This window comes from Bacillus sp. FJAT-27225, from assembly GCF_001685025.1.
GTDB lineage: Bacteria > Bacillota > Bacilli > Bacillales > Cytobacillaceae > Bacillus_D.
Genome location: NZ_MAYU01000012.1, coordinates 93,021 through 108,493 on the forward strand (window position 1 = coordinate 93,021; position 15,473 = coordinate 108,493).

The window sequence follows — 15,473 nt, forward strand, 5'->3', positions numbered from 1 at the left end:
ACTACGTACCGATGACCAGAAGAGAGATGAAGGGGTATACAATCAAATGGAGTTTATTCTTCTATTTTATCACACTACCTCCATGTTGAAAAACAACCCCGCTGCCATTCCTCATCTGTTCAATCAATTTGTACCCCCACTACAGGCCTTTATAAACAAAAGAGCTGCCCCATTGAAGGACAGCTCACTTGCTTACTAAATGAAATAAGGATTACCAAATCCGTAACCATAGCCAAACGGTTGGTTAAAACCATACGGTGAAAAAGCTCCATAACCCCCATACGGAGCAAAGCCGCCACCGAAGCCGAACCCGCCTCCGTAGAATGGTCGTGGTGCAATAGCGCTGCCCAATAAGCCTCCTAGAAAACCTCCTACCAGCGGTGCCGCAAATATCCTCTGGTCTCCTCCACGGTGATAATAATTGATTGGTTGATGTTGATACATCCGGGAACCTCCTTTTTTTATAAAAACTCTCCCTTCTTTATTACATATGCAAAAGCGGAGTAGGAGGCGTGGGCGGGCATGCTATTTCGGGTCTTAAAGAATGGTAGAGACATGTTAAACCTGAGGGTATGCGCGAAATGTTCTTGAGCTAGCCGTTCAAGGACAAATTGACCTGTCTTGAATGTGGAAATGTCCTTGAGTCCAAATTTTTGTTCAGAAGTTGCTTTCATATACAGACAAAAACCCCCGGTCCAACCAGGGGTTTATTGGCATATATATTATTTTTCCAGCGGATCGAACCGCTCAACAAACAGGGCGAGTGTCCTTGTCATGACGCCTGTCGCGCCTGCTGGTCCAAGATCATTGCCACTCTTGGTTGTGGCTGTTCCTGCAATATCAAGGTGGACCCAAGGTGTGCCCTCGGCAAATTCGCCAACAAACGCACCGCCCATGACCGCATGCCCTTCAGAGCCAGGAGAATTATTCAAATCAGCAATTTTAGAGCCTCTCACTCGCTCAAGGTCTTTTTCAAAAATTGGCAGCTGCCACATTTGTTCGCCAGCCTCAAACGATGCCTCGAGCACCTGCTCATACAGTGCTTCATTGTTTGTCATTGCACCGGTTGTGTGGAGCCCAAGTGCGGTAATAACACCGCCTGTCAACGTCGCAACATCGACAAGATAGTTTGCTCCATGCTGTTTCGCATATGTAATCGCGTCAGCAAGGACAAGACGGCCTTCTGCATCCGTATTCAGCACTTCGATTGTTTTTCCATTCAAAGAGGTGATGACATCATCAGGCTTGAATGCCTGGCCGCCGATCATATTGTCAGTTGATGGGATGACTGCGACAACATTCTGATCCGGCTTCAGCTCCCCAATGATTTCCATTGCGCCAAGAACTGCTGCAGCACCCGCCATATCGGTTTTCATGCCAACAATGCCGGTCTTCGTCTTAATAGAATAGCCGCCAGTGTCAAACGTAATTCCCTTGCCGACAAGGCCGATCGCATCTTCCCACGTTTCCTTGCCCTGATATTTGAGAACAATCATCCTAGGTTCTTCTGTTGAGCCCTGGTTGACTGCAAGCAAGGCGCCCATTCCCAATTGCTTAATTTCCTCAAGCCCAAGAACTTCTGTTTCAAAACCATATTTTTCACCGAGTGCACTGGCATAATCCGCTATATCGGAAGCCTTCAGCATATTGCCTGGCAAGTTTACAAGCGTCCGTGCGGAATTCGTCCCTTGTCCATAGGCATGCCCAACAATCAAGGATGCCCTGATTGCATCCTCATCAGCATTTGACGTATAAATTGTTATGCTATCAAGTTTCTTTTCCGGTTCATTCGGCTTTTGCTTATAGCCGTCAAATTTATATGTAGCCAAGGTCAAGCTCTCAGCCACTGCATAGGCGGCATCATCCGCTTCAAGATCATCTGTAACAAATGAATCGAGCAGGACAGCTGTTTCTTCCTGCTTTGCCCCGTTTAGCGCTTTAAAGGCGCGCCCGAGTGCTTCACGCAGTTTATCAAACGTAATCTCCTTCTCCCGGCCAAGGCCGACGAACCAAAGTTTCCTGGCTCCAATTTTTCCAAAGCTATGTACTTTCCCAACTTCCTTCAGCTTTGCCGAAAGGTCGCCTTCTTTAGCAAGCTCATTCAACTGCCCATCAAACAATTCATCTAGTCCGGCTAGTACGCCATCAAATTTGACCGGCCGGTCGTAAAGACCGATTAGCAGATTATCGTGACTGGCCTTAAAGTCGACCTCGGTTTTAACAGTAAACATATCCTAACCTCCTTAAATCCTACCTTTCAATTATAGCGAATCTTGCGAAAAATACCCAGAGGCAGCCCTTTAATCCTCCAGATACAAATACAGCTGAGGAAGGGCCGGAAGCAAGCCTACTTTTTCATACGGAACCCGGTCTACGGCATCCGGAATCCGCCTCTGGCATTCTTCAATAAAAGCATATACTTTTTCCAAATCAAGCCCCCAGTACCGCGGCCGATACCCCTGTAAATAGTCATGGGCCGCTTGCATCATTAACCGAGCGCCCTTCACATTTCCATATTCGTAGTGGTAAATGGCAACACTCATCTGCAAGAGGCCCTTAAAAAACAGGTTTCCCTTCTCCTCCATCCACATCTCCTCAAGAAGGTCATGGCATGTATAATAGTCGCCCTCGTTAAATTTAATAAAAAACTCGTAATACTCCGGCGGATACATCATAAACCCTCCTCCCTTAAAGTTCATCATAACCGGGTCATGAGCATTTCACAAAGCAAGAGGCAAATTTTTCAGGAAACAAAAAATAGCTGACAACATTTTGTCAGCCGTAAAAAATAGTATTATTTCTTTTCGGATTTGATATACTGCTGCCTGAAAACCTGCAGCGACTCTGTTGCATTCATGTTCGCAAGTTCCTTCTCTGTAAGCTTGCCTTTGCCCATTTTAACGATATACACATCGAGAGTGCGCTTGCCCCAATCGTTGTAGACATCATCAACTGTTTCATAATACAGGTCGAGCTTATGTCCTTTGATAGCGCTGCCAGTATCGGCCACTACACCGTAACCATAGTCAGGAATGAACAAGACCGTCCCTATCGGAAAAACTCTGGGGTCAGCAGCAATCGTTGAAAATAAATCCCGTTTCACTTTTACACCGGAGTATGTAATTCCATAGGCTGGGTGGCTTTCGTCCTTTCCGGTCGATTCAACGCCGGCGGTGTAACCTGTTGCAATGACGGTTTTTTTCTTGTACTTGCTCCAGTCAATCGCTTCCTCAAGAGTTGGCGGCGGGCCTGCAACCGCGGTACTCGATGAAATCAGCTGCTCCGGCATAACTGCCTGGCCAAGACTTTTTAATGCCAATCCAATTTCTTTAAATTTATGGGCAAACAAAGATTCAAAACTAGTATCCTTTTCGTGGGCAACCGGTCCTGATCCGGAATAGGTAATAAGCATCCTCGCTTCTACTCCCGAGATGGACTGGAAAGTGGTTGTGAGCGCCATTACAAACAAAATTGCCATGGCCAATCGCTTTGCCCATGCTGTAAGTAGGTTCATAAAATTTTTCACTCCTCCCAACACAATCTTTCCCAAGATTCAGGAAAATAATCATAAAAGGAGGAAATAAATAATTTTCAGCAGGAAAATTTGCCTAGACGGACAGAAAAAAAACCTTCTTCACGAAAGAAAAAGGCTAGAACATCCGGTATCCATTTTTCCGTAAAAGCTTGATTGCAGCCCCGGCTGCCAATGCCCCTACCATCCCGCTTGTAAGAATGATAATATCGGCGGAAGCAAGCGAGACGAGCCTTTCACCCAGCTCTGAAAATGCAGCTTTTGAGTTTGTAAAATATTCTATAAACCTGACTTTATCAACGATCATAAAGACTACGATTGGATAGATGATTGCCATGACCCATGACATTCTTAATAGCATATTCAGGATAAATCCGATCCCGAAAAACAATACAAAGAACAACAATACCGAGATAATTAGTTCAACCAGTCCCATATAACTCCCCCCAGACTTTCAAGTCTAGTTTACTTAACCTCGGAGAGTGAGTCAACAGACTTACTTACAGGAAGGTTGAACTCCTTTCCTCATAAAACTATTTTCCCTTTTTCCCTGAACCGCCGCAGCAGGAACATGTTTCAGAACCGCCAAGCAGCAGCTGAAAATAACCATGCCCCCCGCAATAATCACATTTTTTAGAATCTGCTTTCGCTTTCGTTGTCGCCATCATCCAATCGCTCCTTTTAATTTAACTTAATTTTCTGATAATATAACAGGATTATATGAAAACGAAAAGCAGGATATACCTTTAAATACTCCCATGTAAACGCATACAAGTTTATATTTCTAACTCTAGCTAACTATTTCACAAGTTTATGAATTTTTTGGAAATAAACTCAAACCAACTCTCCCTATCCGGTTCTAAAAAAACAGTTTATAACTTGTGTAGCCAAACTGGTTTCCGGGATTCAACCCTTCTTTTCCGGCAAGGGATTGAAGCTTTCCTAAACCAATCAAATAGTGAATGAGGATAGAGGAATCCCGATCCTCCATTAATTCAGCAGGAGATAAATAGGCAGCTTCCACTATTTCCTTTTCCTGTAACGAAATCATCCCCTCCCCCTTTGCCTTCAGCAAAAAAAGAAGCAGATTATCACTTGTTACTTCTTTTATCACTCCGGTTCTTAGGCCAATCAGGCCAATTACCTCACAATCAAGCCCGGTCTCTTCCTTCACCTCACGGACGGCTGCTTCGTCGGCAGTCTCGCCTTCATCGACAAATCCAGCCGGAATCGACCATTTTCCTTTCAGACCGCCATAGCTTTTTTTCACAACAAGCCATTTCCCTTCTTTAGAAACGACTAAGCCCGCTGCGGCCAGCCAAACCTTTCCCCGCTTGCTAGAGGCCATATATATTATCCTCCCCGAAACTATTACCATCATATTATAAAAAAACCCGCGATTAAGCGAGCGAGCCACAAGTCTGTTTTAGAAAATCGTTATGCACAAATTTATTGGCATTATTTCAGACCCTGTTTTTGCTTGAAATGATGCCAATAGCGCTTATTGGAATCGTTTTAAAGAAAATTTTGATATGAAATGATTCCAATAGCCTCTATTGGAACCGTTTAAGAGGAATTTATCGTATGAAACGATGCCAATACGATTCCATAACAAAAGAGGGCAGATTGCTCTGCCCTCCATTTAATCAAAAAATATTAAATTTACCTTTTTTCAGGACAAGGCCAGCTCCGCCAATCATGAAGAGTGAACGGTTATCAATTACCTTCTTCATGAAGGATGCCTTTGCTCCTGTAAGCTTCCTGCCATATACAACGCCAATAGCGTCGTCTTCACCAAGCGAGCAAACTGTTCCTTTAATGTCGGGAACGAAAGTCTCAAGCTCGTTCTTTCCGCGAATCAGGCCGGCAATGCTTTTGGCAACATGCTCACCCTGCTGGATGGCGATTTGCGCTGTAGGCGGATACGGGCGATTCGTTTCTTCATTGATTACTAGCGAGCAGTCACCGATGATAAAGATATCTTCGTAGCCAGGTACACGAAGGTCTGGCTGGACTTTTACGCGTGCCCGCATTGCCTCGAAACCGGATTTGTCAATGACGGAGTGGCCGCGGACACCAGCTGCCCAAACAACTGTGTTGGCCTTGATTTCCTGGACTTCTTCACCTTTGGCAACAATAATGCCATCCGGAGTCGCTTCCTTGATAGCGGTTCCAATCATGAATTCAACGCCTTTTCTTTCAAGTGCCGCGACGGCATAATTGACAAGATCAGCATCAAAACCAGGCAATACGGTTGGAGCAGCTTCTACACAAATAACGCGTACTTTGTTAAAATCCACATCATATTCTTGGCAAAGTTCAGGAATTCGATTGGAAATCTCCCCAAGGAATTCTATTCCGGTAAATCCAGCCCCACCGACTATAATGGTCAGACGTTCTTCCTTCTTTTCTTCTTCGGTGCTATAGGTTGCAAATTGATACTCAATATGTTCCCGGATTTGGCGGGCGGCATTTACGTTCACAATACCAAATGCATACTCCTTCAAGCCTTTGATTCCAAAGGTTTCAGGCTCTGCCCCTAGTGCGACAACCAGGTAATCGTAGTCGATTTCGCCTTTTTCGAGAACAACCTTCTTCTCATCCTTCTTGATTTCAATGACGACATCTTCTCTGAATTCAACTTTATGACGGTCGATTACACTGCTGATGTCATAACGCACTCTGTCATGGTGAAGCGTTCCTGCCGAGGCTTCATGAAGCCAGGTTGTCTCATAATGGTAATCGTGCTTGTTGACAAGAATGATTTCGGCTTCGTTATCACCTGTCATTTTTTGAAGCCGGACTGCTGTAATAAGCCCGCCGTAACCAGCTCCAAGAATCACTATTTTTGGCTTTTTCAATGCAATCACTTCCACCTTTACGAAAAAATAAGATAATTGCTCTTAGCCTTTGCTCAACCAGTGGTTTTTAGGTAAGTAAAAGCTATTTGTTGCTATGAAGATTCTAGTAAAGAATAAAAAATGAGTTTGTGAGAAATTTCACGATGTCACATAAAAAAATGTGCTTTTTTTGTCACAAAATAGTAACAATCTATCCACATTTCATCTTATTCCTTTTCAAACTCAATTTCAAGAAATATCTATTTTAAAATGTCCGCTTTGTAAATATTCTACTTTTCAGTATATTCCCTTTTCCCTAAATTGGTATTACTAAACAAACAATAGAGCTTTCTCACGTTAGAAAAGCAGTTTTAAGGAGAAAGATAACAAGGGAAAGATGGCTAGGTTTACAGCACTTGTGGTATGATAGTCTGTGGACTACCTTTACTACTTTGTTGGGGGGATATAGAGTGCAAGAAGATCAAAAGGTTTATGATATTACAATTATCGGAGGTGGGCCGGTAGGGCTGTTTACCGCTTTTTATGGCGGGATGCGACAGGCTTCGGTTAAAATAATTGAAAGCCTTCCGCAATTAGGCGGCCAGTTATCGGCGCTTTATCCTGAAAAATACATATATGATGTTGCCGGTTTCCCGAAAGTCCGCGCCCAGGAATTGGTCAATAACCTGAAGGAACAGATGGCAAAGTTCAATCCTGAAATTGCCCTGGAGCAATCCGTTGAAAAAGTTGAAAAGCAAGCTGACGGCGTCTTCAAGCTGACAACCAACAAAGAAATCCACTATACAAAAACCGTCGTGATTACCGCTGGAAATGGTGCATTCCAACCTCGCCGGCTTGAATTGGAAAGCGCCGGACAGTACGAAAAAGCGAACTTGCATTATTTTATCGATGACCTGAACCACTTCGCTGGAAAAAAGGTTGTCGTGTTTGGCGGCGGCGACTCCGCGGTTGACTGGGCTTTAATGCTTGAGCCAATTGCAGAAAAAGTCACCATTGTACACCGCCGTGATAAATTCCGCGCCCATGAACACAGTGTTGAAAACCTGTTCAACTCCAAGGTCGACGTTAAAACTCCTTTCGTGCCGTCCGACTTGATCGGCGAAGAAGGAAAAGTTAAGCAGGTTGTGATTGCAACTGCCGATGGCGAAACGAAGGAAGTTATTGATGTGGATGCTGTTGTCGTTAACTACGGATTCGTTTCCTCACTTGGACCAATCAAGGAGTGGGGCTTGAATATCGAGAAAAATTCGATTGTCGTCAACTCGCGAATGGAAACAAATGTACAAGGGATTTACGCTGCTGGCGATATCTGCACATACGATGGAAAGGTAAAGCTGATTGCCAGCGGGTTTGGCGAAGCGCCCACAGCTGTCAACAATGCTAAAGCCTATATTGATCCTAAAGCAAGAGTACAGCCGCTCCACAGTTCGTCGATGTTCAAATAAAAGTGTAAACACACCAGTCCAGTTGGCTGGTGTGTTTTTTCAAAAAAATGCCTCCCGGATAATCTCACCGGGAGGCATTTGTTTATCCATGATAAAAGTTGTTTAGCATTCCTCAGGCGTACCGGTCTTGGTAGCAGTCCGGAAAGATGAGCCACAGCCGCAGGATGCGATTGCATTTGGGTTGTCAATCGTGAATCCGCCGCCCATCAGGGATTCTTTAAAGTCAATTTTTGTTCCATTCAGGATTGGGCCGTCTTCCTTATTAATCACAATCTGTATCCCATATTGCTCCAGGAGAAGATCGTTTTCGCTGATTTCCTGTTCGAATCCCATTCCGTACGAAAGGCCGCTGCAACCGCCGCCTCTGACACCGACACGCAGGAATGAGCCTTCCTCTTCATTTTGCTTCATCATATCTTTAATCTGGAGCGCTGCTGCTTCAGTTATATGAACTACTTGAGTTTCCATTCGTGTTCCTCCTTGCTTATTGCCTTATTAATAGTATATTCGGTTGGGAGCATTTCCACAACCAGTCTGCTCTTTATTACCAAGGAAATGGTATAGGAAATAGGCCTTTAACCAAAAAAGCTTTAATTGTCTTCCAGATAGCGATAAATGTTCTGAACAAGTTTGTCGGGTGTTTCGCCCTGGATGGCTTTGCCGTTGACGAGCGCATAAAAGGAAGAGGCGCATTTGCCACAGTAGCCCAGACATCCATATTCAATGACATCAAGGTTCGGATCCTTCTCAAGCTTTGCCCGGGCGGCCTGGGCGCCGCTGGCAAGGTTATCAACACAAAATTCAATTACTGGGAGCTTTAGTATCATTCATCCACCTCTTTTGCATGTACTATCTTATCTTTTTTTAAAGATTCAGTCAATTAACACATAACTGTACTTTAGTCAATATGAAAGCGCTTTTTGTTGAGATATTGACACAACTGGGCTATACTTTATCTGAATAAATTCTGAAAAGTCTTATAGTAGAAAAACTTTAGTGCCATAAACAGAACACGCAAAAACTGTCTGGTGCTGGCGCGAGACTGATGAAAATTAAAAATATAACCCGCAAGATATCATACTTTTTGCGACAGAACAAAGGGGTAATTTTAATGAAGAATCTTGTGATCCTGGGCGGAGGCTATGGGGGATTAAAGCTGGTGAATGAGCTGCTGCCTGACCATCTGCCGGAAGATGTGTCGATTACGCTTATTGACCGAGTACCATATCATTGCATGAAAACTGAATATTATGCGCTCGCTGCAGGGACGGTATCCGACCGGGAGCTGCGTGTCGATTTTCCAGTTCATGACCGCCTCAAAATCCAATATGGGGATGTTGAAAATATTGATCTAGATAACCAGGCCGTTGAGCTTGCGGATGGCTCAAAGGTCATGTTTGACACCCTGGTCATCGGTCTGGGCTGCGAGGATAAATATCACAATGTGCCTGGCGCAGATACATATACGCTCAGTATCCAGAGTATTGGAAAATCAAGAGAAACCTATCAAGTGCTTAGCAACCTTGCTCCAGGTTCTACGGTCGGCATTGTCGGTGCGGGTCTTAGCGGTGTAGAGCTTGCAAGTGAATTGAGTGAAAGCCGGGCCGATTTGCATGTGAAATTGTTTGACCGCGGTAATCATATTCTCCCTGCTTTTCCTGACCGGCTAAGTGAATATGTCGAAAACTGGTTCATTGAACACAATGTAGAGATTGTGAATAATTCCAATATTACTAGAGTAGAAGAAGGACTGCTTTACAATCACACCGACCCGGTTCCATGCGATGCGATCGTCTGGACGGCAGGCATTCAGGCGAGCAGGATTGTCAGGAAGCTTGATGCCGAAAAGGACTCGCTCGGCAGGCTGAAGATTACTGCCCATCACCATTTGCCAGGTTACGAGAATGTCTTTGCGGTTGGGGACTGCGCAAGCCTTCCTCATGCCCCAAGCGCCCAGCTTGCAGAGGGACAGGCAGAACAAATTGCCGAGGTGTTGAAGAAACGCTGGAAAGGAGAACCGCTGCCCGAAACATTTCCACCGATTAAACTGAAAGGTGTCCTAGGGTCTCTTGGAAAAAAACAGGGCTTCGGAATGATGGCGGACCGCGCGATTACTGGCCGGGTTGCACGGCTTATCAAATCCGGTGTGCTTTGGTTATACAAATACCACAAGGGGTGAAATTTTTTCTACCGGGATGTTAGGATTTGCTTTTACAGGGGCAAATGTGAGGTTAACGGATTATAGTGATATAAAGTTTTTTTGCTGATTTCAGTTTTTTGGGGAATTTAGCATTGCGGCTTGGCGCCTTCCCGCTCAGCAGGGGGCCTTTATGGATGGCAAAGGCCTTCCTATCGTTGAGGAAGGCCAAAAACCAGTCAATTCATTCATTGCTACTTGTCTGTTTGTTTCTATCCAGCCCGGTAGCCATAACCTTCGAGCTCGGCAAAGATTGTTTTCAAGCGCGGATTGCCTTCACCCACGACTTTCTCGCCAATCAGGACAACTGGGTAAAACATGTCTTCTTCGATGACACGTTCTGCGAAGTCCCGTTTGTCTGGATCTGCTGGCGGATTGAATATGTCCACATAGGTAATCCTAAACGGCTGGTCCGGGAACTTCCTTGCCACGGCGGCTTCAAGCCACTCGTACGTTTCCTTTGAGGACGGGAGGTTTACACAGCTTGGACAAAGCTGCTCCGCCCCGTATACAACGATTTCCACTTTTGATTCCGGCATTTCAATCCCCCCTTAAAGCAAATTTTACAACATTTCGAACGTAAAAAGATAAAATATGATATAAAAATAAGATTTCCTATTTCAGAGAATGGATTTTTACCCTTTCTCCGATTATAATAGATACTATGAAAGGAGTCGATTTTCATGACCGAACAAGAAATGTTTTCACAGGTCCAGGATGTACTAGATAAATTACGTCCATTTCTTCTCCGCGATGGCGGCGATTGTGAGCTAGTAGATGTCGAGGACGGCATTGTAAAACTCCGTTTGCTCGGTGCCTGCGGCAGCTGCCCAAGCTCAACAATTACCTTGAAGGCTGGTATTGAGCGCGCCCTGCTTGAAGAAGTTCCTGGCGTTGTAGAAGTAGAACAAGTATTTTAATCTTTTCAAAATAAGCGATTGCCAAATGGGGCAATCGCTTTTGTTTTCTACATTCGTTCCCAATCTTTGTTGACAAGTGTTTTCGGTTCTTTTCCGGAAAGGACAAGGTCAATGTTTTCCGCGCAAATCTTTATCATGTTTGACCGTGTCTCAACAGTTGCGCTCCCAATGTGTGGAATGGCCGTTACATTTTTAAGGTTCAGGAGTGGATGGCTTGCTCTGATTGGCTCTTTTCCAAAAACATCCAGTCCGGCTGCGGCTATATCCCCTTCAACGAGCGCGTCATACAAAGCCTGTTCATCAACGACTGGACCTCGGGAAACATTGATAAAAATAGCAGATTTCTTCATTTTTCTAAAGACATCTCTTGTAAACATATTGCGTGTCTGCTCAGTAAGCGGAGTAAGACAGACGATGAAATCCGACTCGGCAACAAGCTCCCCGAAGGATACATACTGGGCTCCGATTGCCTCTTCCACTGGCATATTTCTCGACCGGTTATGATAGAGAATATTCATATCAAAACCGACTGCGCGCTTCGCAACAGCAGCGCCAATTTTCCCCATGCCGACAATTCCAATTGTCTTATGATGGATATCATGGCCTGCCATCAGGAAAGGATTCCAGCTAATCCATTTATCTTCCTTGATAAAGTTTGAAGCCTCGACAATCCTTCTTGCTGTAGCCATTAATAGTGCGAAACTCAAATCAGCTGTTGTATCGGTAAGAACATCCCGTGTGTTTGTGACAGCGATACCATTTTTGCTGGCCGCTGCCAGATCAATATTGTCATAACCAACAGCGAGGTTCGCCACAATCTTCAATCGATTTCCTGCTGAAAGAACTTCTTCGTCAATGCGATCGGCCAGGACGCTCAAGAGCGCATCTGCTTTTTGAACTTCTTCAAGAAGCCTTTCCCTTGGAACTGGAGTATCATCTTTCTCCCACATCGCAACTTCATATTTTTCTGTTAACACTGAAACGATCTCTTCTGGAACTTTTCTTGTTATGTATACATATGGTTTCATGGCTGACCTCCACTGATTGCTGATTGCCTATTCTAACCATATTCTAGCATAATTTCTGCTGTGAAGGGCCTTTTACTCCGAAAGACAAAACCATGATGACCAGCCACAGACTGGGCCGTTTTTTAAAAAACGGCCCCTTTCATCCTATCTTGCAACAAGCCATTCCGGCCTTGGCAGCTTTGCAGCAACGGGTGCATTTGCGAGCCCATAAAAACTCGTAAGAAATTGTTCATAATCTTTGCTTTTATTGATGATCCCTGTAAGCCTCTCCTCCGCGGCCCTTCTATCTGTTTCCCGGGCTGCACTGTAATACGTTTCAACTGTTTCGAGATAATGCAGCGGGAAAAGCAGCCTGGCATACAGAAGCCGCCAGCCGAATGGAGATAGCATTGCAACTTGCTGATACTCGGTAAAAAACCTTGTAATCTCTGGCCCGGATGTTCGGCTGTTGTGAAAATATCGGGCCCTTGCCCATTCGGCCAGGTCCCTGCTCCGGTGGTCGAACACCCAATCCAATGGGTTTTTAATCATATATTGTTTACCCCAGGTATCATTGGAAAATCGTTCATGGCATACAGTGCCGCTGTCGCTATCCATTGGGTCATCATCAATTTCAGTATCGACAAGGTATTGGATTGAATTTTCCGCAAGACCCAAATAATAAGGAAAGGACTCAATAAAGAGTCTTTCAAATTCCTCGTCAGATGGCTGAAATATTTTCGCCGACCACACCTTTTCCATTTGGTCCAGCCTTGCCTCCCAGAGCTGCTTCCACTTTCCGATTCGCGAGTTTTTCTGCACTTCGAAAGGAACCAGCCTGCCTCTTTCATGGAACTTGGCAAGCCTCCTGCCAATCCGCTGATTCACATTGCGCTCCGAGAGCTGGCCGGCAAACAGACAGTATCGTCTATTTTCCCATTCGGCAATAATGGGGCCATTTTTTGTTGGCAAAAGTGCGGGTACATTCCTGTCGCCATACGCAGCCACATGTGCAGCAAGCTTTTGAAGTTCGGCTGCCTCTTCTTCATCCCTTGTGCCAGGATCTGCAACAAAATAGCAAAATCCATTGGCTAGAAACGCATCAAATGACTCCACTCTCATATATTTTTCAGTTTTAATACCGTACACTTGTTCAAGCATTTGCCCAAGCATCACGCCACCTGCTTTCCTTCTGTTCCTACTCAATGTATATGTTGATGTTGATTGGGTTAGGAGTACCGTTTAAACAACTGGTTTTGGCTATTTTCCCCTCAGGAATGAATGAGAAGCAGTTGTACAGAATAGAAGAGAATGCCAGCCTAAAGTTGTGCCTTTTGTTTAGGTCATGCATAATGTAAAGAAAAAGGGTATATAGATAGTGAAAATTCATGGAAAAGGTGATTCGCAAATGGGAGAAATGAAGAAAGCAGATTTGACAGAAACGACTGCTCGAAGATGGCTGAAAGAGCGCGGTGTCGAGGTTCAGGATATTGCTGACCTCGTATATTTTTTACAACAAAATTACCATGAGGATCTAAAAATTGAGGATTGCCTCCATAATGTAGAACGTGTCCTTTCGAAACGTGAGGTCCAAAACGCCATTATTACGGGAATTCAGCTCGATATGCTCGCCGAAAAGGGGCTTCTTGAAGAACCGCTCCAATCCATTATCAAAACGGATGAAGGACTTTATGGGGTCGATGAGGTTCTTGCCTTTTCAATTGTGAATGTGTACGGCTCAATCGGCTTTACAAATTACGGGTATATTGATAAACAAAAACCCGGTATCCTTCGCCAATTGAACGACAAATCATCGGGCTCTGTCCATACGTTCCTTGATGACATCGTCGGCGCAGTTGCAGCAGCAGCTTCTAGCCGGCTTGCCCATCGTGCCGAGAATGTGGAATAAATTCATTATTTTTAAATAAGGATGGCCGCCCCGGATTTTACCGAAGGCGGCCATTTCTTATACTTCCCACTCATCAAGCGAGTCTATTGCATACGTTGGCTTCGTTTCGTAGCCTTGCGCCATTTCCCTGGTGGTAACCCCTGTATGGACAAGCAATGTATCCATTCCGGCATTGATCCCCGCCATAATATCGGTATCATAATAATCTCCGACCATTAGCGTGTCTTCTTTTGCTGTACCCAGTACCTTCAATGCCTGCTCCATAATAATTGGCTCAGGCTTGCCAATGAAGATAGGCTTTGTCTGAGTTGATACAGCAATTACAGAGGTAAGGGAGCCATTCCCCGGCATCATTCCACGTTCAGTCGGGATGGCAATGTCGCCGTTCGTTGAAATGAAGGTTGCTCCATTCCGGACTGCGAGGCAGCCTACTGCCAGCTTCTCATAGGTAATTTCGCGGTCAAGTCCGGAAACCACATAATCGGCATTCTCGCCTGCAAAGCTGATGCCTTTTTCCTCAAAAGCTGTAAGCAAACCTTCCTCCCCTATTACATACACACTCGCATCCGGCTTTTGATTGTAAATGTAATTCGCTGTAGCCTGGCTAGTGGTGAACACCTGTTGCTCTTCAGCTGGAATATCAAAGCTTCTAAGCTTTTCGGCAACCTGGGCTGGTGTCCGGGTTGAATTGTTGGTTACAAACAGATACGGAATGCCTTTCGCCTGAAGCCGCTGAATAAATCCTGAAGCAGCCTCGATCCTTTCCGAGCCTTTATACATCGTTCCATCCAAATCAATTAGATAGCCTTTATACGATTTCAATTCACTCACTCCTGTCAAACTAGTCCTACCCTATCATGCCGTAAATAAATTCATTTGAAAAGAAATAAATACCTCTTGGGGGGTTCGTGTTGCTTTAGGCATTAGGTTTTGGCAACTTTTCCAGGGTTCCCGTCTTCATAGGCAAATCAAGTTGCTTGCCATAGGGTAATCTAATTGGGCCCCTCTATTAGATTAATCTCCACTTCTGAGCCCGCGATTAATCAAATTGGAACCCTCTTTTAGATTAATCCCAGAAATGTAAAATGCCCAAGACCTTAGTGTTCAATTAAAAAGACCGCTTATTAGGCGGCCTCTCATTCAATCAATATTCCCACCTTAGTTTACAAAAGCAGATACCGGTCCCAGCTCATCGACGAGGTATTTCCTTACCTTCCCCGGAAAGGCTTCAATTTGATCCAGAACGCGGGTAAGGTCTTTAGCCATACTCTCGTGGTCGATGGAGGTGTAAAACTGGACAAGCTGTTTTCTGTGGCCAATTAAAACCTTTAGGCCCTCAGACATGCTGAAATCAATAACCTTTTCATCAAGAAGGATGTCTATGATATCCTCATAGCTTCCCGGGTCACGCATGATAAAACCATCAATCATGGCGTTTCCTACATCGAGCACGGATTCGGCAAGCATATGTGCAATACGCTCAAGTGCGGCCTTTTCCAAATCTGAATCCCATTTTTCACGGCTTCGGAAAAGTACTGTCTGCCGTTCAATATAGTTAAGTTTTTGTTCAATTAAGCCACGATCAACAAAATACATAGTGTC

At 44.7% G+C, this 15,473-nt stretch carries 18 protein-coding genes and 1 pseudogene; 4 read left to right on the forward strand and 15 right to left on the reverse strand.

What is annotated here, in order from left to right:
* Positions 1–195 precede the first annotated feature (195 nt).
* The 8 genes from A8F94_RS08120 to A8F94_RS08155 all read right to left on the reverse strand — a co-directional run bounded on the left by A8F94_RS08120 (position 196) and on the right by A8F94_RS08155 (position 6,393).
* Positions 196–444 (reverse strand): hypothetical protein, encoded by a 249-nt coding sequence (locus A8F94_RS08120; protein WP_066198167.1) that lies wholly within the window; start codon positions 442–444, stop codon positions 196–198.
* 278 nt (positions 445–722) lie between these two features.
* Positions 723–2,231: a leucyl aminopeptidase gene (locus A8F94_RS08130; protein WP_066198172.1), complete on the reverse strand. Its 1,509-nt coding sequence runs from the start codon at positions 2,229–2,231 to the stop codon at positions 723–725.
* 69 nt (positions 2,232–2,300) lie between these two features.
* A complete protein-coding gene (locus tag A8F94_RS08135) occupies positions 2,301–2,675 on the reverse strand; it encodes a DUF309 domain-containing protein (RefSeq protein ID WP_066198177.1) in 375 nt (124 codons plus the stop codon).
* A 119-nt stretch (positions 2,676–2,794) separates the two neighbouring features.
* Positions 2,795–3,514, reverse strand: a complete 720-nt coding sequence (locus A8F94_RS08140; RefSeq protein ID WP_066198180.1) for a 3D domain-containing protein — start codon at positions 3,512–3,514, stop codon at positions 2,795–2,797.
* A gap of 136 nt (positions 3,515–3,650) precedes the next feature.
* On the reverse strand, positions 3,651–3,968 hold the full coding sequence (locus tag A8F94_RS08145) for a YuiB family protein (protein WP_066198183.1): 318 nt from the start codon (positions 3,966–3,968) through the stop codon (positions 3,651–3,653).
* A 97-nt stretch (positions 3,969–4,065) separates the two neighbouring features.
* Positions 4,066–4,197, reverse strand: coding sequence for a YuiA family protein (locus A8F94_RS25690; protein ID WP_441294189.1), 132 nt, complete (start codon positions 4,195–4,197; stop codon positions 4,066–4,068).
* Between the two features lie 194 nt (positions 4,198–4,391).
* Positions 4,392–4,880 carry an NUDIX domain-containing protein gene (locus A8F94_RS08150; protein WP_066198185.1) on the reverse strand — a complete coding sequence of 163 codons (489 nt, stop codon included), beginning with the start codon at positions 4,878–4,880 and terminating at the stop codon, positions 4,392–4,394.
* Positions 4,881–5,178: 298 nt separating this feature from the next.
* Positions 5,179–6,393 carry an NAD(P)/FAD-dependent oxidoreductase gene (locus A8F94_RS08155; RefSeq protein WP_066198188.1) on the reverse strand — a complete coding sequence of 405 codons (1,215 nt, stop codon included), beginning with the start codon at positions 6,391–6,393 and terminating at the stop codon, positions 5,179–5,181.
* Positions 6,394–6,842: 449 nt separating this feature from the next.
* On the opposite strand from A8F94_RS08155, the gene A8F94_RS08160 reads away from it, so the two are divergent.
* Positions 6,843–7,838, forward strand: a complete 996-nt coding sequence (locus tag A8F94_RS08160) for an NAD(P)/FAD-dependent oxidoreductase (protein ID WP_066198190.1) — start codon at positions 6,843–6,845, stop codon at positions 7,836–7,838.
* A gap of 102 nt (positions 7,839–7,940) precedes the next feature.
* Here the strand turns inward: A8F94_RS08160 and A8F94_RS08165 are convergent, their stop codons facing one another.
* Positions 7,941–8,306, reverse strand: coding sequence for a HesB/IscA family protein (locus A8F94_RS08165; RefSeq protein ID WP_066198193.1), 366 nt, complete (start codon positions 8,304–8,306; stop codon positions 7,941–7,943).
* A 122-nt stretch (positions 8,307–8,428) separates the two neighbouring features.
* Positions 8,429–8,665, reverse strand: a complete 237-nt coding sequence (locus A8F94_RS08170) for a YuzB family protein (protein WP_066198196.1) — start codon at positions 8,663–8,665, stop codon at positions 8,429–8,431.
* A gap of 284 nt (positions 8,666–8,949) precedes the next feature.
* On the opposite strand from A8F94_RS08170, the gene A8F94_RS08175 reads away from it, so the two are divergent.
* The gene (locus A8F94_RS08175) at positions 8,950–10,017 is read left to right on the forward strand and encodes an NAD(P)/FAD-dependent oxidoreductase (RefSeq protein WP_066198199.1); all 1,068 of its coding nucleotides are present in this window, start codon (positions 8,950–8,952) and stop codon (positions 10,015–10,017) included.
* Between the two features lie 230 nt (positions 10,018–10,247).
* Here A8F94_RS08175 and A8F94_RS08180 read toward each other — a convergent pair whose 3' ends face one another.
* Positions 10,248–10,574 carry a YuzD family protein gene (locus tag A8F94_RS08180; RefSeq protein WP_066198201.1) on the reverse strand — a complete coding sequence of 109 codons (327 nt, stop codon included), beginning with the start codon at positions 10,572–10,574 and terminating at the stop codon, positions 10,248–10,250.
* An 88-nt stretch (positions 10,575–10,662) separates the two neighbouring features.
* On the opposite strand from A8F94_RS08180, the pseudogene A8F94_RS08185 reads away from it, so the two are divergent.
* Positions 10,663–10,955: pseudogene (locus tag A8F94_RS08185) on the forward strand (NifU family protein).
* 47 nt (positions 10,956–11,002) lie between these two features.
* Here the strand turns inward: A8F94_RS08185 and A8F94_RS08190 are convergent.
* Together A8F94_RS08190 and yutH are read right to left on the reverse strand one after the other, a co-directional pair.
* Complete coding sequence (locus tag A8F94_RS08190; protein WP_066198204.1) at positions 11,003–11,983, reverse strand: 2-hydroxyacid dehydrogenase; 981 nt, start codon at positions 11,981–11,983, stop codon at positions 11,003–11,005.
* Between the two features lie 144 nt (positions 11,984–12,127).
* Entirely contained in the window at positions 12,128–13,135 is a 1,008-nt protein-coding gene (yutH, locus tag A8F94_RS08195; protein WP_066198210.1) for a spore coat putative kinase YutH, read from the reverse strand.
* Between the two features lie 235 nt (positions 13,136–13,370).
* Between yutH and A8F94_RS08200 the strand changes: the two genes are divergently transcribed.
* Positions 13,371–13,871, forward strand: coding sequence for a phosphatidylglycerophosphatase A family protein (locus A8F94_RS08200; protein ID WP_066198212.1), 501 nt, complete (start codon positions 13,371–13,373; stop codon positions 13,869–13,871).
* Between the two features lie 57 nt (positions 13,872–13,928).
* Here the strand turns inward: A8F94_RS08200 and A8F94_RS08205 are convergent, their stop codons facing one another.
* Together A8F94_RS08205 and A8F94_RS08210 are read right to left on the reverse strand one after the other, a co-directional pair.
* Positions 13,929–14,693 (reverse strand): TIGR01457 family HAD-type hydrolase, encoded by a 765-nt coding sequence (locus A8F94_RS08205; protein WP_066198215.1) that lies wholly within the window; start codon positions 14,691–14,693, stop codon positions 13,929–13,931.
* Positions 14,694–15,029: 336 nt separating this feature from the next.
* A complete protein-coding gene (locus A8F94_RS08210) occupies positions 15,030–15,467 on the reverse strand; it encodes a DUF86 domain-containing protein (protein ID WP_066198217.1) in 438 nt (145 codons plus the stop codon).
* Positions 15,468–15,473: the final 6 nt, after the last annotated feature.